The 20,853-nt window shown below is 56.8% G+C and carries 20 protein-coding genes; 16 read left to right on the top strand and 4 right to left on the bottom strand.

Annotated features, from left to right (window positions below; genetic code table 11):
* Positions 1 to 130: 130 nt before the first annotated feature.
* The 5 genes from GJU83_RS13095 to GJU83_RS13075 all read left to right on the top strand — a co-directional run bounded on the left by GJU83_RS13095 (position 131) and on the right by GJU83_RS13075 (position 7,729).
* A complete protein-coding gene (locus GJU83_RS13095; RefSeq protein ID WP_069184143.1) occupies positions 131 to 1,453 on the top strand; it encodes a MinD/ParA family protein in 1,323 nt (440 codons plus the stop codon).
* Between the two features lie 222 nt (positions 1,454 to 1,675).
* Positions 1,676 to 3,211 carry a fatty acyl-CoA reductase gene (locus tag GJU83_RS13090; RefSeq protein WP_069184144.1) on the top strand — a complete coding sequence of 512 codons (1,536 nt, stop codon included), beginning with the start codon at positions 1,676 to 1,678 and terminating at the stop codon, positions 3,209 to 3,211.
* 303 nt (positions 3,212 to 3,514) lie between these two features.
* Positions 3,515 to 5,464 carry an acetate--CoA ligase gene (gene acs, locus GJU83_RS13085; RefSeq protein ID WP_069184145.1) on the top strand — a complete coding sequence of 650 codons (1,950 nt, stop codon included), beginning with the start codon at positions 3,515 to 3,517 and terminating at the stop codon, positions 5,462 to 5,464.
* A 44-nt stretch (positions 5,465 to 5,508) separates the two neighbouring features.
* Positions 5,509 to 6,174: a LuxR C-terminal-related transcriptional regulator gene (locus tag GJU83_RS13080; RefSeq protein ID WP_069184146.1), complete on the top strand. Its 666-nt coding sequence runs from the start codon at positions 5,509 to 5,511 to the stop codon at positions 6,172 to 6,174.
* Between the two features lie 466 nt (positions 6,175 to 6,640).
* A complete protein-coding gene (locus GJU83_RS13075; RefSeq protein ID WP_069184148.1) occupies positions 6,641 to 7,729 on the top strand; it encodes a fatty acid desaturase family protein in 1,089 nt (362 codons plus the stop codon).
* Positions 7,730 to 7,800: 71 nt separating this feature from the next.
* On the opposite strand, the gene GJU83_RS13070 is transcribed toward GJU83_RS13075, so the two are convergent.
* Positions 7,801 to 8,784, bottom strand: a complete 984-nt coding sequence (locus GJU83_RS13070) for a D-2-hydroxyacid dehydrogenase (RefSeq protein WP_174805047.1) — start codon at positions 8,782 to 8,784, stop codon at positions 7,801 to 7,803.
* 239 nt (positions 8,785 to 9,023) lie between these two features.
* On the opposite strand from GJU83_RS13070, the gene GJU83_RS13065 reads away from it, so the two are divergent.
* Genes GJU83_RS13065 through GJU83_RS13055 form a run of 3 tightly spaced genes read left to right on the top strand, consistent with a single transcriptional unit; the run spans position 9,024 to position 11,016 of the window.
* Positions 9,024 to 10,250, top strand: a complete 1,227-nt coding sequence (locus GJU83_RS13065) for a pyridoxal phosphate-dependent aminotransferase (RefSeq protein WP_069184150.1) — start codon at positions 9,024 to 9,026, stop codon at positions 10,248 to 10,250.
* 9 nt (positions 10,251 to 10,259) lie between these two features.
* A complete protein-coding gene (locus tag GJU83_RS13060) occupies positions 10,260 to 10,451 on the top strand; it encodes a CPXCG motif-containing cysteine-rich protein (protein WP_069184151.1) in 192 nt (63 codons plus the stop codon).
* Positions 10,444 to 11,016 (top strand): YceB family lipoprotein, encoded by a 573-nt coding sequence (locus GJU83_RS13055; RefSeq protein ID WP_069184152.1) that lies wholly within the window; start codon positions 10,444 to 10,446, stop codon positions 11,014 to 11,016. The genes GJU83_RS13060 and GJU83_RS13055 overlap by 8 nt, the downstream gene beginning before the upstream one ends.
* A gap of 7 nt (positions 11,017 to 11,023) precedes the next feature.
* On the opposite strand, the gene GJU83_RS13050 is transcribed toward GJU83_RS13055, so the two are convergent.
* On the bottom strand, positions 11,024 to 12,178 hold the full coding sequence (locus GJU83_RS13050; RefSeq protein WP_153634523.1) for an isocitrate/isopropylmalate dehydrogenase family protein: 1,155 nt from the start codon (positions 12,176 to 12,178) through the stop codon (positions 11,024 to 11,026).
* Positions 12,179 to 12,367: 189 nt separating this feature from the next.
* On the opposite strand from GJU83_RS13050, the gene GJU83_RS13045 reads away from it, so the two are divergent.
* Both GJU83_RS13045 and GJU83_RS13040 read left to right on the top strand, forming a co-directional pair.
* Positions 12,368 to 13,138, top strand: a complete 771-nt coding sequence (locus tag GJU83_RS13045) for an EAL domain-containing protein (RefSeq protein ID WP_174805046.1) — start codon at positions 12,368 to 12,370, stop codon at positions 13,136 to 13,138.
* A gap of 29 nt (positions 13,139 to 13,167) precedes the next feature.
* A complete protein-coding gene (locus GJU83_RS13040; protein WP_227514557.1) occupies positions 13,168 to 13,524 on the top strand; it encodes a hypothetical protein in 357 nt (118 codons plus the stop codon).
* A 3-nt stretch (positions 13,525 to 13,527) separates the two neighbouring features.
* Here the strand turns inward: GJU83_RS13040 and GJU83_RS13035 are convergent, their stop codons facing one another.
* The gene (locus GJU83_RS13035) at positions 13,528 to 14,421 is read right to left on the bottom strand and encodes a LysR family transcriptional regulator (RefSeq protein WP_069184155.1); all 894 of its coding nucleotides are present in this window, start codon (positions 14,419 to 14,421) and stop codon (positions 13,528 to 13,530) included.
* 154 nt (positions 14,422 to 14,575) lie between these two features.
* Between GJU83_RS13035 and GJU83_RS13030 the strand changes: the two genes are divergently transcribed.
* The 5 genes from GJU83_RS13030 (at position 14,576) to GJU83_RS13010 (ending at position 19,457) form a co-directional block, all read left to right on the top strand.
* Entirely contained in the window at positions 14,576 to 15,787 is a 1,212-nt protein-coding gene (locus GJU83_RS13030) for an acyl-CoA dehydrogenase family protein (protein WP_069184156.1), read from the top strand.
* Between the two features lie 258 nt (positions 15,788 to 16,045).
* A complete protein-coding gene (locus tag GJU83_RS13025) occupies positions 16,046 to 16,864 on the top strand; it encodes an SDR family oxidoreductase (RefSeq protein WP_069184157.1) in 819 nt (272 codons plus the stop codon).
* A gap of 51 nt (positions 16,865 to 16,915) precedes the next feature.
* Positions 16,916 to 17,980, top strand: a complete 1,065-nt coding sequence (locus GJU83_RS13020; RefSeq protein WP_069184158.1) for a phosphotransferase family protein — start codon at positions 16,916 to 16,918, stop codon at positions 17,978 to 17,980.
* The gene (locus GJU83_RS13015; RefSeq protein ID WP_069184159.1) at positions 17,980 to 18,669 is read left to right on the top strand and encodes a histidine phosphatase family protein; all 690 of its coding nucleotides are present in this window, start codon (positions 17,980 to 17,982) and stop codon (positions 18,667 to 18,669) included. The genes GJU83_RS13020 and GJU83_RS13015 overlap by 1 nt, the downstream gene beginning before the upstream one ends.
* A gap of 17 nt (positions 18,670 to 18,686) precedes the next feature.
* Positions 18,687 to 19,457 carry an SDR family oxidoreductase gene (locus tag GJU83_RS13010; RefSeq protein ID WP_069184160.1) on the top strand — a complete coding sequence of 257 codons (771 nt, stop codon included), beginning with the start codon at positions 18,687 to 18,689 and terminating at the stop codon, positions 19,455 to 19,457.
* A 70-nt stretch (positions 19,458 to 19,527) separates the two neighbouring features.
* Here the strand turns inward: GJU83_RS13010 and GJU83_RS13005 are convergent, their stop codons facing one another.
* The gene (locus GJU83_RS13005) at positions 19,528 to 20,406 is read right to left on the bottom strand and encodes a DUF6279 family lipoprotein (protein ID WP_069184161.1); all 879 of its coding nucleotides are present in this window, start codon (positions 20,404 to 20,406) and stop codon (positions 19,528 to 19,530) included.
* 144 nt (positions 20,407 to 20,550) lie between these two features.
* On the opposite strand from GJU83_RS13005, the gene GJU83_RS13000 reads away from it, so the two are divergent.
* Positions 20,551 to 20,790 carry a DUF2798 domain-containing protein gene (locus tag GJU83_RS13000; RefSeq protein WP_069184162.1) on the top strand — a complete coding sequence of 80 codons (240 nt, stop codon included), beginning with the start codon at positions 20,551 to 20,553 and terminating at the stop codon, positions 20,788 to 20,790.
* The last annotated feature ends 63 nt before the right edge of the window (positions 20,791 to 20,853 follow it).

Below are 20,853 nucleotides of genomic sequence, written 5' to 3'. Positions count from 1 at the left end.
AATAATCCGTCGTTATTAAATACTTATTGCTCTTTTTTTAAGCAATATATTATCTGATTCGTGATATGTGTAGAATTTTTACAGGTTAAAATACTGAAAACCGAAAAATCAGGGACCTAGATTACCGGTGATGAACGCCAGAGAACCTGTCAAGCACAATCCGAACCAACCCCGCACCATCGCAATTGCTGGCGGTAAAGGTGGGGTGGGTAAGACCTCGGTCGCCCTGAATCTTGCGCTCACCCTGGCAAGGCAGGATAACCGGGTTTTGTTGCTGGATGGCGACACCGACCTTGCCAATGTCAGCATCATGGTTGGCCTGTACCCGAGAAAAACCCTTGCCAATGTGATGGCCGGAGAGTGTCGTCTGGAGGACGTCATCCTTGAGACCGATTACGGGCTGCACATTGTACCAGGGGCCTCCGGTGTCCAGGAGTGCATGGACATGGGGCCGACCGAGAGCCTTCGAATCCTGCGGGCACTCTATAACCTGGAAAATCGTTACGATTACGTCATTACCGATACCGCTGCCGGCCTGCAGGCTGCCGGGCTCCATATGATTGCCGCAACAGAACTGGCTTGTATGGTGGTGACCCCGGATCCCGCGTCCCTGACGGACGCCTTCTCGCTGATCAAGGTGCTCAGGCGCAGGGGCTACAATCGGATACCTAGCATTCTTGTGAATATGGCCCAGGGGGCCAGCCAGGCCAGGTCCGTCTTCCAGCGTCTGGATGCCGCTGCCCAGCGCCACCTGGGGATCTCGCTCCACTACATGGGTGGCATCTGGCGCGACGAGACCCTTCGCCAGTCGGTTCTCAACCAGAAGCCTGTCGCGCTTCTGCCTGTGTCGGACCCCTCATGCCGACAGTTCCACACCCTTGCCGACATGCTGGACGTGAGGCTTTCCCAGCTGCCCAGGCGAAAGGCAGGCATTGCGGCTTACTGGCATAAGGTGTCAAAAAGGGAATCGGCAAATCCGAAAGCGTTGGGCAAGCCCGAACCTCAAACCGGGAACGAGACGCCATCGCTGAAGCATCGGTGCCTGAAGGCCGTGGATGAGATTGAGGCGGTGTTCAGTGAAGCACCGATCGACCCACTGCTGCGTTATGAAGCATTCACTCGGCTTTTTGCACTGCTTGGGAGCACGCTGGATAGTGATGTCATCGAGATTATCCAGACCGGACTGGGAGCGTTCCAGTGGGAGAATCTCAGCCCCGAGCGCAAGAGTCATCTGGCGATCCACCTCCGTGACCTGGCGGACCAGATTTCGCCCCCCGCACAGGAACCGCAAAGCCGTGAGTTGATCCACCCGGTACTGCGCGAGCCTTTCTACGACCGAATCAGCTTTGGCGAGCAGGATCGCCTGGTGCGGGTGCTGAAGGAGCAGCCGGCGGATATCTCCCTGGATCAGCTCCTGCGGTCTCTTTCAGGTAATGATCAGGGACGCTCCTGACCGGTAAAAATACCTGCCTCCTTTTCCGTCATTTTATTAGCACTTTTTGTAGCGTAACTTTGCTGTGTGTCACCGCTCTGTAAATAAAGTTGTGCAAGGATTGAGCATAAATCCGAATCGTGGCCCGCAATATGCACTGAGTCTTCCGTACCTGATTCACAAACTTTTCTTTGGTTGGCAGGTGTGCGCCGACAACGAATCGAAATGAGAAGGAGTTCTCCCATGGCAACACAGCAGTTGAATCCCGAAGCGTCGTCCAAAGTACTTGAGCGGCTAAGGGGCAAGCATGTTCTGATTACCGGCACCACCGGTTTTCTCGGCAAGGTGGTACTGGAAAAGCTGATTCGCGCCGTCCCTGACATCGGCGGCATTCACCTGCTGATCCGTGGTAACAAGCGCCATCCCAATGCCCGGGAGCGGTTTTTTGACGAGATCGCGACCTCGTCAGTCTTTGATCGGCTGCGCCAGGATGACAACGAAGCGTTCGAAACCTTTATCGATGAGCGCGTGCACTGCGTGACCGGGGAAGTGACCGAGCCATTGTTTGGCCTGTCCGCAGACCGTTTCCGCAAACTGGCCGGAGGTATTGATGTGGTCATCAATTCCGCCGCCAGTGTGAATTTCCGTGAAGAGCTCGACAAGGCGCTTGCGATCAATACGCAGTGCCTTGAAAACGTCGCCGAACTTGCCCGACAGAACAAGTCCCTGGCGGTTCTTCAGGTTTCCACCTGTTATGTGAACGGCATGAATTCGGGGCAGATCACTGAGACGGTAATCAAGCCGGCCGGTGAGCCTATCCCCCGGAGTACGGAAGGCTATTACGAGATCGAGGAACTGGTTCGGCTGCTGGAAGACAAGATTGCGGACGTTCGTTCTCGCTATTCGGGAAAAATGCTTGAAAAGAAGCTGGTGGACCTTGGCATCCGTGAAGCCAACCATTACGGCTGGAGCGATACCTACACCTTTACCAAGTGGTTGGGTGAGCAGCTTTTGCTCAAGGCCCTGGCAGGGCGTGCCCTGACCATTGTCCGTCCATCGATTATCGAGAGCGCACTCGAGGAGCCCGCGCCGGGCTGGATTGAGGGCGTGAAGGTGGCCGACGCGATCATCCTTGCCTACGCTCGAGAGAAGGTTACGCTATTCCCGGGCAAGCGGTCCGGCATTATCGATGTGATCCCCGTGGATCTGGTGGCCAATGCAATCATCCTGGCCGCTGCCGAAGCCATTGCTGATACTCCCTGTCACCGGATATACCAATGTTGCAGTGGCAGCTCTAACCCGGTTTCCCTGGGGCAATTCATTGATCACCTGATGGCGGAATCCAAAACCAACTTCGCAGAATACGATCAGCTGTTCTATCGCCAGCCGACCAAGCCCTTTATTGCGGTGAACCGCCGGTTGTTCGACGCCGTTGTCGGCGGGGTGCGCATTCCCCTGAGCATTACCGGGAAAGTCTTGCGTATGCTGGGCCAGAACCGCGAGCTGAAAGTGCTTCGCAACCTGGATACCACCCGCTCCCTGGCAACCATCTTTGGTTTCTATACCGCGCCGGACTATATCTTCCGCAATGACGACCTGCTGGCCCTGGCCGCCAGGATGGGGGAGCTGGACAAGGTGCTGTTTCCGGTAGACGCACGTCAGATTGACTGGGCGGTATACCTGCGCAAGATTCACCTTGCGGGTCTTAACCGCTATGCCCTCAAGGAGCGCAAGGTATATAGCCTGCGCTCAGCCAAGGCCCGTAAAAAGGCAGCATGAATCCAAAGCCCGGTCTCGCAGACCGGGCTTTTTTTAGCGGCCGCTATCCTTCCCGGTTTGCCATCGGCTCCAACCGAACTATCCTTTTAAAAGCTTCTCGTTCGGCGCAATTTACCGTTGTTTTCTTGCGGTTTATCGACTGTTTTGGGCTAAAAGTTCAGGCGGATTAGGACGTTAGTCTAATTCATTGTGTAGTGGCTAGCATGGTGAACTACTTCTATCCGTCTAAAGGGCCGGAGAGGCCTTAACGTCTGAATTCCAAAACCGACAATGACAACAGACTCTGACTAAAGGGGGAGCACAATGACTGATAAACAGGTATATCCGGTAAGTCCGGAAGTTGCCAAGCAGGCGCTTCTTAACCGGGAACAGTACGAAAAAATGTATCGCCAGTCAGTCGATGACCCGGATACCTTCTGGGGTGAGCACGGCAAGCGCCTTGAGTGGATCAAGCCCTACACCAAGGTGAAAAACACGACCTACGATTACAACAATCTGTCCATCAAATGGTTCGAAGATGGCCAGCTGAATGCCTCTGCCAACTGCCTGGATCGTCACCTTGAGAAGCGTGGCGACCAGACCGCCATCATCTTTGAAGGTGATGATCCTGCCGATTCGCGTCACGTGACCTATCGCGAACTGCACGAAGAAACAAGCAAATTCGCCAACGTCCTGAAAGGGCTGGGGGTGAAAAAGGGTGATGTAGTTACCATCTACATGCCAATGATTGTCGAGACAGCCGTCGCCATGCTGGCCTGCGCCCGGATCGGCGCAATCCACTCTGTGGTTTTTGGTGGTTTCTCTCCCGAAGCTCTGGGTGCGCGCATTGTAAACGGCAAATCCCGTTTCGTGGTGACTGCCGATGAGGGTGTTCGCGGCGGCCGCAAGATTCCGTTGAAGAAGAACGTGGATGCGGCCCTCAAGAACGAAGACACGGCCAATGTAGAGAAAGTCGTGGTTGTCACCCGCACCGGTAATTCCGAAGTGCCCTGGAATGACGCCCGCGACGAGCGTTACGAAGATCTGATGAAGTCTGCCTCTGCAGACTGCCCGCCAGAGCCCATGAACGCCGAAGATCCGTTGTTCATGCTTTACACTTCCGGCTCCACTGGCGCACCGAAGGGTGTGCTCCACACCACCGGCGGGTACATGGTCTATGCCTCCATGACCCACGAGTATGTGTTCGATTATCACCCGGGTGACGTGTACTGGTGCACGGCCGATTTTGGTTGGGTCACCGGCCATAGCTACATCCTTTATGGCCCGTTGGCCAACGGTGCCATCACCGTTCTGTTCGAAGGTGTGCCTAACTACCCGGACAGCTCGCGCATGGGGCAGGTGGTCGACAAACACAAGGTCAATATTCTCTACACCGCACCGACCGCGATCCGTGCCCTGATGGCTGAAGGCGAGTCCTGCATGAACGGCACGACCCGTGAAAGCCTGAAATTGCTGGGCTCCGTGGGTGAACCCATCAACCCTGAAGCCTGGGAGTGGTACCACCGGGTTATCGGCAACAGCAAGTGCCCGATCGTGGACACCTGGTGGCAGACCGAGACCGGCGGCATCCTGATATCGCCTCTGCCCGGCGCCATTGATCTGAAACCCGGCTCCGCAACCGTTCCTTTCTTCGGTGTCCAGCCGGCACTGGTGGATAACGACGGCAATATTCTTGAGGGCAAGACCGAGGGTAACCTGGTCATCCTGGACAGCTGGCCGGGCCAGATGCGCACAATCTATGGCGATCATGAACGTTTCGCCCAGACCTATTTCAGCACCTACAAGGGCATGTACTTTACCGGTGATGGCGCCCGTCGCGATGAGGACGGCTACTACTGGATCACCGGCCGAGTGGACGACGTTCTGAACGTGTCCGGTCACCGCTTGGGTACAGCGGAAGTAGAGAGCGCGCTGGTTGCTCATGATAAAGTCGCCGAAGCGGCCGTCGTTGGCTATCCCCATGAAATCAAGGGGCAGGGCATTTACGTCTACGTAACCCTGGTTCATGGCGAAGAGCCTTCTGATGAGTTGAAGAAAGAGCTGGTGCAGTGGGTCCGCAAGGAAATCGGCCCGATTGCCTCGCCGGATGTGATCCAGTGGGCGCCTGGACTGCCGAAAACCCGTTCTGGCAAGATTATGCGCCGGATTTTGCGTAAGATTGCCTCTAACGAGCACGACCAGTTGGGTGATACGTCGACGCTGGCAGATCCGGGTGTAGTCGATGACCTGATCAGCGGTCGTGCGAACCAGTAACGCCTGTGTGTTACCAGGCCACGTACCTGTAAGGAATTTGTTGAATGGCACAAACAATTATCGTCGCTGATGATCACCCGCTGTTTCGCGCAGCATTGAAGCAGGCGGTCAGTCAGGCGGTGCCCGATGCCGAGACGGTGGAAGTCGACAGCATCAAGGCACTGCAGGCGGCGGTAGAGTCGCATCCGGATGCGGATCTGGTTCTGCTGGATCTCAATATGCCGGGTGCCCACGGCTTCTCCGGGCTTGTGTTCATGCGCGGGCAATACCCGGGGCTGCCGGTGGTGGTTGTGTCAGGTTCCGAGGAATTACAGGTGATGCGCCGCTCGATTGACTACGGCGCTTCCGGCTTTATTCCGAAGTCGGCGCCATTGCCCACCATCACGGAGGCGATTCAGGCGGTCCTGGAAGGGGATGTCTGGTTGCCGGCGGGAGTGGCTGAGAAGATCGAGCGGATGCATTCGGATGCCACGGACTTTTCCGAGAAGTTGGCGTCGCTTACGCCACAGCAGTTCCGGGTGCTGGGTATGCTGGCCGAGGGGCTTCTGAACAAGCAGATTGCCTATGATCTGGATGTTTCCGAAGCAACCATCAAGGCGCATATCACGGCGGTGTTCCGGAAGCTTGGGGTTCGGAATCGGACCCAGGCTGTGATTGCGATTCAGCAGATGGAGATCGATCCTTCGGATCAGTCGTTGTCTGGTAGCTGATTTGGTTTTACTGGTTTGAATTGATAGCGAGCGGGAGCCTACGGGCTCCCGTTTTTGTTTCTTTTATTGTGGTCCTCGTCCTTGGGGGTGGTGCCGAATGAAAAGGGCCTCCTCAGGACCGCTACGAGCACCCGCAAGCGGGTCCAGCCAGCAATCACAGATTGCTGTCGTTCGGCTGTCGCATGAAGCTTCGCTTTATAAACGCTCGGCCTCACCCATGTGCGCTTGGCTTTGGCCATCCATGGCCAAAGACATCCTGTGGAGGCCCTATCCATGCGGCACTCCAAATTCTCAGAACGACTCTTCTGCTTGATGAAATCGGTACGAGTGTTCCAGTTTTTGTGGTCTTTACCTCTGTTTCCGATTATGGGTGTTGCCACTGTTCGCTTTGTCAGTTAAATTCAGCGCACATTTGTACTCTGAAATATTCTTGTGACTGATTTAACCGATTAGCCAAAGGTGACAAATGAACGCTGCCGTACAACCCGACTCGCTGGGCCAGACCGTTTTTGGCAAGCCGGACGAGCGGGAACTCAGGGATAGAATGAAGAAGGAACTGCCGGCGGATACGTTCAAGCCGCAAACCTGGCGGGTCATCTGGTTCCTGCCGTTGCAACTGATGATCTGGGGAGGCATTTTCACCATTTTGCTGGCGGGACTGCCGTGGTATGCGAATCTGGGGCTGGGTCTGCTGGTGGGCCACACCATTGGTTGTCAGGCGTTGCTGGCCCATGAGGTTCTACACGGGGCGCTGGGTATGAGCCGGCGCTGGCAGAACTTTTTCGGCTGGCTGGGGTTCGGGCCGTTGATCGTGCCGCCTGAGTTCTGGCGCCGTTGGCATAATGTGGTTCATCACGGCAATACCAATGCCGGCGATGTAGACCCGGATAGTTTTGGTACCTTGCGTCGCTACAACGCGGACCCGAAGCAGAAGAAGTTCACCAAGCTGGCTCCCGGTTCAGGGACCTGGTACAGCTACCTGTTTCTGACATATTCCTTTACCTTTCACGCCCAGTTGGTGCTGTGGTTCCAGGCCAAACGGCGGAAGCAATTCAAAGGGTTTGATCGCCGCAAGGCTATCCGGCAATCGTTCGCTTGTGTAGCAGCGTGGGCCGTGCTGGCAATCGTGTCCGGACCGCTGGCGGTATTTACGGTTTTGATTCCATTTATGGCCGCCAACGCTTTGGGGCAGGGCTATATCCTCACCAATCATTTCCTGCGCCCGCAAACGGCAACCAACAACCCGCTGGATAACTCCATGAGTCTGCGCAGCCACCCGCTGCTGGACCGGCTGCATTTCCGGTTCAGTCACCACGTTGAACATCACTTCTTTCCGAAAATGGGCCACAACATGGCGCCGCGGGTGCGTCGGTGGCTGGAGGAGAATCATGCTGAGCGGTATGTGGCCATGCCGCATGGTACGGCGCTGAAGCTGCTTTACAGCACGCCTCGGGTTTACAAGTCACCGACGGAGCTGGTGGATCCGAATAATCCGGAACGTGTGTTTGATTTGTTGCCTTTGCAGCAGAGGTTTTCCGCAAGTAATCGTGTGTAGGCGAGTATAGTCGGATTACGCCTAAGGCCAATCCGACCTACGGTCGCCCACACCCCTGGCTCCGGACTCAACTACTTGCTACCGGCGTACCCCAGTTCCTTGTCCACCAGGTTGAACAACTCCTCGCCCTTGTGCCAGCGGTCGAAGTTCTCCAGGAACTGGTCGGTCAGGGCCCGCTTCCAGCCGATGAAGTCGCCGGCCATATGGGCGGTCATCGTGACGTTCTCCATGTCCCAGAGCGGGTGATCTTCTGCTAGCGGCTCTTCCTCGAAGACATCCAGTCCGGCGCCGGCGATTTCGCCATTTTTCAGGGCTGTTATCAGATCATCGGTTTTGACGATCGGGCCGCGGCCGATGTTGATCAGTCGGGCGGACTTTTTCATGGCCTTGAAGGCTTTCTCGTCAAACAGACCCTCGGTCTGGGGTGTCAGCGGTGCTGCAATTACCACGAAGTCCGCGTGCCCCAGCTGCTCGTATAGGTCGTCGTTGCCGTGCACCGCGACAAAATCCGGATCCTCTTTTCTCGGTTTGCGGGCAATGCCGTGGGCCTTCAATCCGGCAGCGCCAACCAGCCGGCCGATCTGGCGGCCGATAGAGCCTGCTCCAACAACCAGAACCTGCTTGCCTTCTGCGCGCTCGGTGTCCCGGTGCTTCCACTGGTGCTTCATCTGCAGCCGGATGGAGTTCGGGAAATCCTTGGCGAACATCAGGATGGTGCAGAGCACGTACTCGGCAATGGTACGGTCGAAAATGCCGCGGGCGTTGGTCACGGTGACATCGCCTTTGATCAGGTCCGGGAACATCAGTGCATCAACGCCAGCACTGGTGGCGTGGATCCATTTCAGCTTGTCTGCCGTGTGCCAGGCGGCCGCCAGGGCCTCTGTGCGAAAGTCCGTCACCATCATGATGTCGGTGCCGGGCAAGGTGTCGCGAAGGGTCGGCTCGTCACAGGCAAAGCGCACATCTGCGCGGGCCCTGACGGCGTCCATTCCTGGCGGTTCCTGTTCCCCGGGTGCGGTGAGAACGGTAACAACAGGTTTGCTGTGCTGAGTCATTGAGCCTCCGCCTATGATGATGAGTGACTGTCTGTGCCTAGTGTTCGTCCATGGCCAATTTACAGTCTGGTCGGCAGGTACTGTCGGGTCAACTTGCGGGGCAACAGATTTTGCTCTGACCGCGGTGATGGCGGTACTTTCACGTACATCATCTATATGATTTTTTGTCTTGTAGAGGCTTGCCATACTGACTAACCTGCAGGAGTGGATTCTATTTGCCCCGTTTGCAGGAGGTGTTTATGGCAGAAGCCGCCAACAAAGAAACCGGCCAGACCAAACCGCGTCGAGTGAAGTACCGGAAGAACAAGGCCAGTTGGAACCCTGCCATGCAGGCGATTCCGGTGCCCGGCATCAGGCGCATGGTGAATATGGCGGCCACCATGAAGGATGTCATTCATCTTTCCATCGGTCAGCCGGATCTGCCCACCCCCAAGCATGTCATTGATGCCTATATCGATGCGCTCAATGCGGGCCAGACAGGCTACACCATGGATGCCGGACTCCCGGAGCTGCTGGTGGCCCTGCGTGACTACTACGGCAAGCGTTACAACCGCAAACTTACCCGGGACAACATCCTGATTACCAGCGGCGCTACAGAGGCCATGTACCTGGCCATTTCCGCCACCTCTGCGCCAGGGCGGCAGTTTATCGTAACGGACCCGTCCTTCCTGCTGTATGCGCCCCTGATCCGGATGAATGGTGGCGAGGTAAAATTCGTCCAGACCCGGGCGGAGAACAACCACCAGCTGGATCCGGATGAGGTAATCCGGGCGATGGGGCCCCGCACCTTCGCGCTGATCCTGAACAACCCGAACAACCCGACCGGGGCGGTTTATCCGCGCAGCACTGTTGAAACCATCCTTGAGGAGTGTGCCTACCGGGGTATCCAGGTTTATGCGGACGAAGTCTACGACCATCTGATCTTTGATGATGACGACTTCGCCAGTGTGCTGAACTGCTCGATGGATCTGGACAACATCATGTGCATCAGCAGCTTTTCCAAAACCTACAGTATGGCGGGGCTGCGTGTTGGCTGGGTGATTTCCAGCCAGGCCGCCATAAAATCGCTGCGGCGCTACCATATGTTCACCACGTCGGTGGCCAATACGCCCTCCCAGTTTGCCGGTGTGGCAGCGCTCACGGGGGACCAGCAGTGCGTTCGCGATATGGTCGACATTTACCGGGAACGTCGGGACAAGGTGGTTGAACTGGTTGATCAGACCCCCTACATGACCGGGTACAAGCCGGGCGGTGCTTTTTTTGCGTTTCCTGACCTTCCACCCCATGTGGACGGTTCGGATCTGGCCCTGCGGATGCTGAAGGAAACCGGTGTCTGCATGGTGCCCGGTGATGCCTTCGGTGAAGGGTGTACCAATGCCGTCAGGATCAGTTTCTCCACAACCTGCGAGAAACTGGAAGAGGCGTTTGATCGCGTCATTCCGTGGATGGCCAAACAACAGTTCTGAGGTGATGCCATGTCGGCCCTGGACTCGGTATTGATTCAGTGCCCGTACTGCTGGGAGACGCTGGATATCAGCGTCGACCCGTCAGTGCCGGAACAGGAGTATGTCGAGGATTGCCAGGTCTGCTGCAGGCCCATACTGTTGCGCGTGGTTTTTGACGACAATCTGACGCCTCATGTAGAGGCCCGGGCTGAGAATGAATAGAACGTCGCTGTATGTTTGCCGCACGCTTCTGGTCCTGGTGGTGGTGCTTGCCAGCGGCTGCGCCAGTCTGTCGCCTTATTCGATTTCCGAAGGCGAGCTGGAGAGGCATCTCCAGGATGTTGTGAGCGAATTTGATCGAAACCAGTTGAACAGCGGCTCCCCGCTGAGCCTGAGTCTCGATGACGCCAACATCACCCTGGGGCCTGATGGCCGGGACGTGGCAGTAATCGATGTGAGGGGGCAGGTTGCCCTGAATGCGTTGATGGCGAAGCTACCGGTGGATATTGCCCTGAAGGTTGAGGGTGCACCGGTTTACGACAGTTCGGAGAAAGCCATCTTCATACGGCGATTGCAACTTCTTGAAAGCAGTATCGACTCTCCGTTCTTCAAGGGGGATCTGAAGCCGGTAACCGATACGGTCATGCGGCTGGTGGCACAGATGCTGGAGACCATGCCGGTATACCGGCTGGACGAAACCGATTTCGCCCAGCGTATGTTCGGTATGATGCCGGTGGATGTGCGGGTGGCGCCTGGCCGGCTGGAATTCGTCATGGCCGACCAGTAGCCCTGGTTTACTGGGACAGTCTCTCGCAGATTGCAGAACCGATTTCGCGGGTGCCACGCCGACGACCTGAGTTTTCGGCCAGGTCTGCAGCCACAGCATCGAACAGTTCCTTCCCTGCGGCGGCAATGGCGGGATCCTTGCGCCCCAGCCATTCGAGCATGCGGGCGGCAGTGAAAAGCATGGCGGTGGGGTCTGCGAGGCCCTGCCCGGCGATATCCGGAGCGCTGCCGTGGGTGGGCTCGAACATAGAGGGCATATCCGGATCGGTGGGATTCAGGTTGCAGGAAGGTGCAACGCCCATGCCTCCTGAAAGCACTGCGGCAAGATCCGTCAGAATGTCACCCTGGAGGTTGCTGGCCACCACGACATCGAAAGCCCAGGGGCTTTGGACAAACTTCATGCAGGCCGCGTCCACCAGTTCATGGTGCGTCGCCACATCCGGGTATTCTTTGCTGATTTCGTCAAAGGCTTCGGTGTACATATCACCCCAGTACCGCAGGGCATTCCGCTTGGTAATCAGGCAAACCTGGCTTTCGCAGGTGCGGCCATCCAGTGTCCGGAAGGTCCGCGTCCGGCCTTCCTTGACCCGATCAGCAGCACGGTTTCGCGCCTGTTCGAACCCATAGCGGATGATCCGGTCGGTTGCTTTGCGTGTAAATACCTCCATCTGCGTGGCCACTTCGTCCGGCGTGCCTTTGCGCAACCGCCCGCCCTGGCTGACATATTCACCCTCGGAGTTTTCCCGAATCACAAGCATGTCGATGTCTTTGGCGCGTTCGTCCGCCAGATACTGCCGGGCGCCCGGCAAAAGCCGGGCCGGACGCTCGCAGACCCACTGGTCGAACCCCTTGCGCATGTCCAGCAACGGGGCCAGGGAGATGCTGTCTGGTAACAGGTAGCGGTCCGGATCGTCCATAGGGCCCGGATCGCCAAGGGCGCCCAAAAGAATGGCGTCGTATTTCTGAAGCTGGGCCAGGGCATCCGCCGGCATGGATTCACCATGTTCTTCGTGCCAGGCGTGGGAGGGCCAGGGGAATCGCGTCCACTCAAGGTCCAGGCCGTGTTTTGCACGCAGGGTTTCCAGGCAGCGCACAGCCTCGGCCACCACTTCGGGGCCTATGCCGTCGCCCGGGGTTACAGCGATACGGGTAGATTGGGCCATTCGGGAAACTCCTTTTGGGGACAGATACGTATAAACAAACCCCAGTTTAGTCATGTAATCCGGGGATGCCACCGTTTGACATGCTTTAACCACAAAGTGGTTTTACCAGGGAGGGGTTCGCAGCTATATTGGTCAAAAACATGTCTAATAAACACTGTAAAACCGCCAGAACTGCAGTCAGGAGTTGAAGTGAACCAACCCGCCGTACTTTTTGATGAGTCTCATTGTGAGCAATGTGCCTGTGGAGCGGGACTGGATTTTTCCTTCAGCTTCGCATTTCAGCCAATAGTCGATGTTATCAACAAATCTGTTTTTGCCTATGAAGCACTGGTGAGGGGCACGGAAGGTGAGGGCGCAATGAGCGTTCTCTCTAAGGTAAATGAGCACAATCGCTATGCGTTTGATCAGGTATGCCGGGTGAAGGCGGTAAAGCTGGCCGCCAGGCTGGGCATGGACACGATGCTCAGCATCAATTTCATGCCGAATGCGGTCTACCGGGCCGAATACTGTATTCGTACAACCCTGGCAGCGGCCAAGACCTACGATTTCGATACCCGTAAAATCATTTTCGAGCTGACCGAGGACGAGGCGCTTAACTCAACCTCGGTCGAACACCTCGTGTCCATCATCGAGGCTTACCAGGAAATGGGGTTCAGTACCGCCATTGATGACTTTGGCGCCGGCTTTTCGCGCTACAACATTATGATGGCGAGCCCGCCCAATCTCCTTAAACTGGATATGGCTTTGGTTCGTAATATTCATAACGAACCGAACAAGCAGGCGGTGGTGGCTGGAATCATCACGATGATGAAACAGCTGGGCGGTGAGATTATTGCCGAGGGCGTCGAAACGAAGGAAGAGTATTTCTGGCTTCGCTCCCAGGGCATCAATCTCTACCAGGGCTATCTATTTGCCAAACCGGGTTTTGAATGCCTTCCGGAGCCCGTGTTCCCGGCTTAAATCGCCTTTGAACTGACAGGAACAATATCTTGCTATACAGAATGATTACCTTTGTGGGCGGGTTGGTTTTCGTCGTCATCCTGTTCGCATTGATCTGGTTTTTCTGCAAGAAATTTCTCGAACACCATGGCGTGACTGACCAGGTCAAAGACCGCGCTATGGTTCTGGCAACTTGGACCTTCGCCGGGATCAGCGTCGGGCTGGTTTTCGCAGTAGTCGGTGCCTTTGTCCTGGGTCCCTGGGCCTTCTACCGAACCCTCCGTGGCCACGGTGTGGACATATCCGATGGCGCTGCTGTCTGGTGGGGGCTGGGCATTGTAGTGGCCTCCCTGGGGATCACGGCCATCGGATTTTTCGGTTTTCTGATGTTGGTTGGCGCCTACTGATCGTCAACTGATCGCTTTCAGCTGCTCCCGGAACCAGATCAGAGCTGGCTCTCTTTCATAAGCCTTATGCCAATACAGGTGCACGTCGATGGACGGCAGGTCCGCCGGCGGGTCCATGATCCGGATGTTGGCCCGCTCGGCAATAATGCGGGCATAGGCCTCCGGCATTGTCAGGAGAAGATCGGTTTCCTCCACCACTCGGCAAGCGGCGTAGTAATGCTGGCACCTTAGCCGGATGTTGCGCTGAACCCCCAGTCTGGATAGTTCGAAGTCTTCTATTCCGGGTCCCTCGGTCCGTGACGACACCAGCACGTGCTTTGCGGACAGGTATCCTTCCATGTCCAAAGCCGCCTCTGTCAGCGGGTGATCCTCTCGGGCCAGCACTACCAGGCGGTCACGCCGCAGTAGTTCATGGGAGGTCTGGTTGCTGACCGGAAGCAGCACATCCACCGCAAAATCCAGTTTGCCCGCGGCCAGCTGCGTCTCCATGTCGCGCCGCGCGACACGCTGGCTCACAATCTCCAACTCCGGATAGGCTTCAAGACGTTTCATCAAGCGGGGCAGGAAAGTGGATTCCAGGATGTCCCGCAGTCCCAGGGAATAGGTTTTGCGCTGAGTCGCCGGATCAAAAGCATGAAACTGGTTCACCGCGCCCTGGATCTGGGTGAGACCTGGGCGCATGGATTCGAGGAACCGGCGGGCCAAAGGTGTTGGCACCATCTGATTGCCCTGGCGGGTAAACAGTAGGTCATCAAAATGATCCCTCAGCCTGGATAGTGAATGACTGACGGCCGGCTGGGTCAGATGCAGCGCCCTGGCCGCGCGGGTCAGGCTTCCTTCCCGATAGATGGTGTCGAAGACGTGCAGCAGGTTCAGGTCCAGGCGGTTAAGGGCCATGAGTGGGGTCCGTTCTTTGGAAATTAACAATAAGTATGGTTAATAATAAACGATAAGAAAAATTCAGTCGCGTAATAGTTTGGTCATCCCTAGACTGGTCCTAACGTGATTATTCCGTGCACGCCACCGTGCACCCGTCAGCGAGGATACGGCGATGGATTTCAATATTTCCGAGAGAGGCCAGGATTATCTCAACCGCGTGAAGCAGTTCATGAAGGATGAGATTTTTCCCATTGAAGAGCAGTACCACAAGGAGCTTGCCTCCCTGGATAACCGCTGGGTGGTGCTCCCGATCATCCGGGAGCTGAAGGAAAAGGCCAAAGCCCAGGGCCTCTGGAACATGTTCTTTCCGGACGACAAATACGGCTGCGGCCTGCTGAACTCCGACTATGCCCTGATTGCCGAGGAAACCGGGCGCAGCTTTATTGCGCCGGAGATCTTCAACTGCAACGCGCCGGATACGGGCAATATGGAAGTACTGATCCACTACGGCTCTGAAGAGCAGAAAGCCGATTGGTTGCCGCGTTTGCTAAGTGGTGAGATTCGCTCCGCCTTCTGCATGACCGAGCCGGCGGTAGCCTCCTCCGATGCCACCAATATGGAAGCCACCGCCGTTATTGAAGGCGACGAAGTTGTTTTGAACGGTCGCAAATGGTGGAGTACCGGCATCGGACACCCTGATTGCAAGGTTGCCATCTTCATGGGGCTGACGGATCCCGATGCCCACAAGCACCGTCGCCACTCGATGGTGCTGGTGCCGCTGGACACCCCGGGCGTCAAGATTGAGCGCATGCTGCCGGTATTCGGTGAATACGATGAGCCCTATGGCCATGGCGAGGTACTGTTTGACAACGTCCGGCTGCCTAAGAGCGCATTCATTGCTGGCCCGGGACGCGGCTTCGAGATTGCCCAGGGTCGTCTGGGGCCAGGCCGCGTTCACCATTGCATGCGTGCGATCGGCGCGGCCGAGCGCACGCTGGAGATTCTGATCAAGCGGGCCACCAGTCGTGAGGCTTTCGGGCGTCCGATCGCCAAACTGGGTGGCAATCCGGATATCATCGCCAATGCCCGTATGGCCATTGAGCAGGCCCGCCTGCTGACGCTGAAATGCGCCTGGGCACTGGATACCAAGGGCATCATGGGGGCGCTTCAGGAAGTCTCCATGATCAAGGCCGTAATTCCGTCCATGCTGCAGACCATTGTCGATCAGGCCATTCAGATTCATGGTGGGGCCGGGGTCAGTGATGACGACTTCCCGCTGACGCAATTGTTCGCCTATGCTCGGGTTCTGCGGCTGGCCGATGGGCCCGACGAGGTGCATCGGGCTATGGTGGCTCGTCTGGAGCTTCGAAAGTACAAATCCTGAGTAGTATTCGACAGTTGGTGCCGGGACCGGGTGGGGACAGGCTTCTGAAACACGCTCCTTGCGGCACATCCCTGTGACGCTTGGGCTCCGCCATCCATGGCTCCGCACAGTTTCAGAAACCTGTCCCCACCCGATCCTGCAAACATTCGGATTGGATTCTGAACAGCTTGCACATGAGTCTGGGAGCTCTACCCGGTAGCAGCTCTTGCACCTAACATGACAAATAGCTAGCGCGAACGATAACGGAGAAAACCAAGCATGACACAACGAGTATTCATAACCGGCGGAGCCAGCGGCCTCGGCCGGGCGATTGCATTACGGTATGCCAAAGAAGGCGCGAAAGTCTGCATCGGCGACATCAATCCGGAGCAGGGCGTTGGTGTTGAGAAAGAGATCAACGCCGCCGGGGGCGAGGGCTACTTCGTTGAGTGTGATGTTCGACGGCTGACGGACTTTGAGAAGGTTCGGGATGATCTGGTGAAGAAATGGGGTGGCGTCGATGTGATGGTGAACAACGCCGGCGTGGCCTCGGCCGGTTCCATCGAGGACACCACCATGGCGGACTGGGAGTGGATTCTCGATATCAACGTGCTCGGCGTCGTTCGCGGCTGTAAGGCGTTTACACCGCAGTTCAAGCAGCAGGGCTCCGGGGCCTTTGTAAATGTGGCTTCGATGGCAGGGTTGATGCTCGCGCCATTGATGGATAGCTACAATGTGACCAAGGCTGGCGTGATCGCCCTGTCCGAGACACTCAGCCAGGAGCTTCGGGATGCCGGTATTCATGTGAGCTGCGTGTGCCCGGCGTTTTTCCAGACCAATCTGACCAGCAGCATGCGTTCAGATATTCCCGGCATTCAGCAGAACGTGAACAAGCTGATGAAGCGCTCCACGGTAACCGCCGAGGATGTGGCCGAGGATATTTTCCGTTCGGTGAACAACAAGAGCTTCTGGGTGCTGCCCCACGCCAAGGAGCGTCGCATGTGGATGCTCAAGCGCCATGCGCCCAAGGCGTTTGACTGGCTGATGCACCAGGAAAGCAAGCGCTGGATGAGCAAGATGGGTGGCAGCAAGGCCTGATGGCGCCGTTTTTAACTGTCTCAAAGTGAAGATTCAAAAGGAGAGTCCTGAATGACCCAGATCGACCAGGCCGTGGACATCCGGGAAGGTGAGGAACTGGACGCCGGCGCGGTAGACCGGTTCATGAAAGCGGCGATTCCGGACCTGCAAGGCGAGCCGGAGATTCGTCAATACCCGGGTGGCGCCTCCAATCTGACCTACCAGGTGGATTACGGTGATCGCTCTTATGTTCTGCGCCGGCCGCCGTTTGGCAAGATCGCCAAGTCCGCCCACGACATGCTGCGCGAGGCGAAGGTTATGCGGGCGCTCAAGCCGGTCTATCCCTACGTGCCCAACGTCATTGCCATCTGCGATGATCACGACGTGCTGGGTTGCGATTTCTACGTGATGGAGCGGTTGAAGGGCATTATCCTGCGCCAGGACTTTCCGAAGGATTTCGAGCTCAGTGAAGCCGATACCCGCAAGCTTTGCCTGAATGTGATCGACAAGCTGGTGGATCTTCACCGGGTTGATGCCAAAGCCGCAGGCCTGGACAAGCTGGGCAAAGGCGAGGGTTATGTGCAACGCCAGATTGGCGGCTGGAGTGACCGCTTCCGCAAGGCCCGCACCGACGATGTGGGCGACTTTGAGCAGGTCATGGGCTGGCTCAACGACAAGATGCCCGAAGACATTGCCCAGGTGGTGATCCACAACGATTTCCGCTTCGACAACGTGGTGCTGAATCCGGACAACCCTTTCGAGGTGATCGGCGTGCTGGACTGGGAGATGGCCACCATCGGTGATCCGCTGATGGATCTGGGTAATAGCCTGGCCTACTGGATCGAGGCCGACGACGAAGGCCCGTTCCAGATGCTGCGCCGGCAGCCGACCCATCGCCCGGGCATGCTCACCCGCAAGGAAGTGGTGGAGTATTACATGGAGCAGTCCGGCTTCAAGGTCGACAACTTCGACTTCTATGAGATCTACGGCTTGTTCCGGCTTGCGGTGATTATCCAGCAGATCTATTACCGGTTCTATCATGGCCAGACCAAAGACAAGCGGTTCGCGGCCTTTGGTCATGCAGCCAATTACCTTGAGAAGCGCTGCCAGCGACTGATTGCGGAGAGCACCCTGTAATGGCGACGATTTATCTGGTTCGCCACGGCCAGGCCAGTTTCGGCAAGGAGAACTACGACCAGCTGTCTTCCACCGGCTGGGAGCAGGGCAGGGTGCTTGGCCGCTGGCTGGCTGGCAAAGTGGAACCCGCAGCGATTTTCGGAGGCGATCTGGAACGCCACCGGGAAACGGTGGAAGCCATCGCCACCGGCTACGGCAGCGCACTGCCGGATATGCAGGTGGCCCCGGGCTTTAACGAGTTCGACCACGCGACGGTGGTTGCACGATACCGCCCGGAGTGGAGTGACCGTGCAGTGATGGCTCGGGATCTCAAGGCGTTCCCGAAACCGGCCAAAGCCTTCCAGGAGGCCTTCGTGCATGCGGTACATCGTTGGGCCTCGGGTGAGCATGACCATGAGTACGAGGAAAGCTGGCCCGAATTCAAGGCCCGGGTTCTCGCTGCGTTCGAGGACATGGTCGAGTACGCCGATGGGGGTGACGTACTGGTGGCCACCTCGGGCGGACCGATCTCAGTGATTGCGCAGCATTTGCTTGGCCTGGACGATGCCCGGGCACTTGGCCTGAATGAGGTGATCGCGAATACCAGTGTTTCGAGGGTCCTTTATTCCGGCCCCCGGCGCAGCCTGGCCGTTTTTAATAACTACAGCCACCTGGAAGCGGATGACCCCGCCCTGGTGACATTCCGATAGTGAATCGAGGTGAACGAATGAGCAGCAAGAACCTGTTTGATCTGACTGGCAAGGTTGCCCTGATTACCGGCGCCAGCCGTGGCATCGGCGAGAGCATTGCCCGGACCCTGGCCGAGTACGGCGCGCACGTGATCGTCAGCAGTCGCAAGATTGATGGTTGCGAAGCCGTTGCCAGCAGCATCCGGGATGCCGGCGGCAGCGCCGAAGCCTACGCCTGCCACATCGGTGAGATGGATCAGATCGACAGCATCTGGGCCCACATTGAGCAGACCCACGGCAAACTGGACATTCTGGTAAACAACGCTGCCGCCAATCCCTACTTTGGGCCGGTTGAAGATACCGATCTGGGTGCCTTCAACAAAACCGTGGATGTGAATATCCGGGGCTATTTCTTCATGTGTGCCCGGGGCGCCCAGATGATGAAGAAAGCCGGTGGCGGTTCCATCGTGAATGTTGCTTCCGTGAACGGGGTTAATCCGGGGCACTACCAGGGAATTTACTCGGTCACCAAGGCCGCTGTGATCTCCATGACCAAATCGTTTGCCATGGAGCTGGGGCAGCAGAAGATTCGCGTGAATGCGCTATTGCCAGGGCTGACCGATACCAAGTTCGCCAGCGCCCTCACTACCAATGAGGCGATCAAGAAGCAGGCCATGGCGCATATCCCGATGAAGCGTGTGGCTGATCCAAGCGAGATGGCCGGTACCGTGCTTTATCTGGTGTCTGATGCTTCGAGCTATACCACGGGCGCCTGCATTAATGCGGATGGTGGTTACCTGACAGTCTGAAGCTTATCTGAGGTTGAGGCGGGGTCGGATGATTGCTTTCATCTGACCTCGTTTCGATCAACCTGAATGCTCAGGCTGGTGAGCAGGTAAGCGCTGCAAAGTCACTGTTGAGCTCTACCGCCCGGTTCTGAAGGTGGGCAAGCGTTGCAGCGTCACCTGCCGTTATCATGTCATGCATCAGCGAGGCCATGGCCGCCCGACTTTCTGCCATCATGGCTTTGTAATCCTCGCCCCGCACTTCCTCGGAATTGAGAATCAGGTATTCCAGTTCTGCCCCAAACGTCGGCTCGTTTCTTCTTTCAAGTGCCTCAAGTAAGGCCAATTGCCAGTTCCTTCGGCCCTGCAGCCAGATTTCAGTCTGGGCGCCCCGGTTGGCAGACCATTGCCGCACGATGTCGCGCTGCTTGTTGTTCAGATTCCCCAACCAACGCTCAACCCGCTCTGCTGTCCTTTCGGCCCGGGCCTCGGCAGTCGCTTCCGGGGAATCGGCCAGAAACTCCTCTTCCATTTCCCGCTGACTCTGAGCCATGTTTTCCGCCAACTCGTTGACCTGCTCGTCGCTCAGACTTGAAAGCAGATTTGCCGCCACCGGTGTTGCCCGCTCCAAAAGACTGGGGAAGAAACCGAAAAGCTGTTGCTGGTGGTACTCGACAGTGGCCTGATCGGGCGGGCTACTGGCTACGTCCGACTCAAGCTCATCCAGCCATGCCTGGTAGCGGGGCAACTCGGCACTGCAATGCCATTGGCGCAGTTGCTCGATATCGTTGTTTAGCTGCTGTTTCTGGTCGGCCGTCAGTGTCACGTAGTCTTCTACCCACCACACGATGCCCCAGTCCGCGTATCGATAAGCGAGCTTGGTTGAACTGCAGGCAACCAGAGCAAACGCCAGTACCAGAATTAGGACAAACGGTTTGGAAAAGCCGGGTGCCCCGTGTTTGGCAGTATCCATGGCCCACCTGTCTTGGTAAAAAGGCTTATCGAAAAAAGATTGCAAGCTCACTATCATTTTAGGTTTGAGTTACAACAGTGTACGTCATATCACCCCTTTCAGATGCTGTTCCGGGGATCCTTGGAGCATTGTTCAGGAGAAGTCATGAGCAAAATGAGACTTTCACGTCTACGCCAGATGATTTTCGGTTTTTACATGTCCGGAATTATGTCGCTGCTGATGTCCGGGGTGATCACCTTCATCAACACGGGCATCGACGGTGAATTCCACTACCGGTGGGGGCCCGCTTTTCTCGTTGCCTGGGCCGTTGCTTTTCCGCTCGTGACCTTCATCGCGCCGCTTGCCGGGAAGATGACTGAGTTCACCATGCGCAGGTTTGATTGATTGCGTACATCTGTAAGCTTAAATGTTAAAAGTTGCAAATCCGTTCTTTCTGACTCCCCGTAA

It is taken from the genome of Marinobacter salsuginis (assembly GCF_009617755.1).
Lineage (GTDB): Bacteria > Pseudomonadota > Gammaproteobacteria > Pseudomonadales > Oleiphilaceae > Marinobacter > Marinobacter salsuginis.
This window is presented reverse-complemented; position numbering and strand designations above follow the sequence as displayed.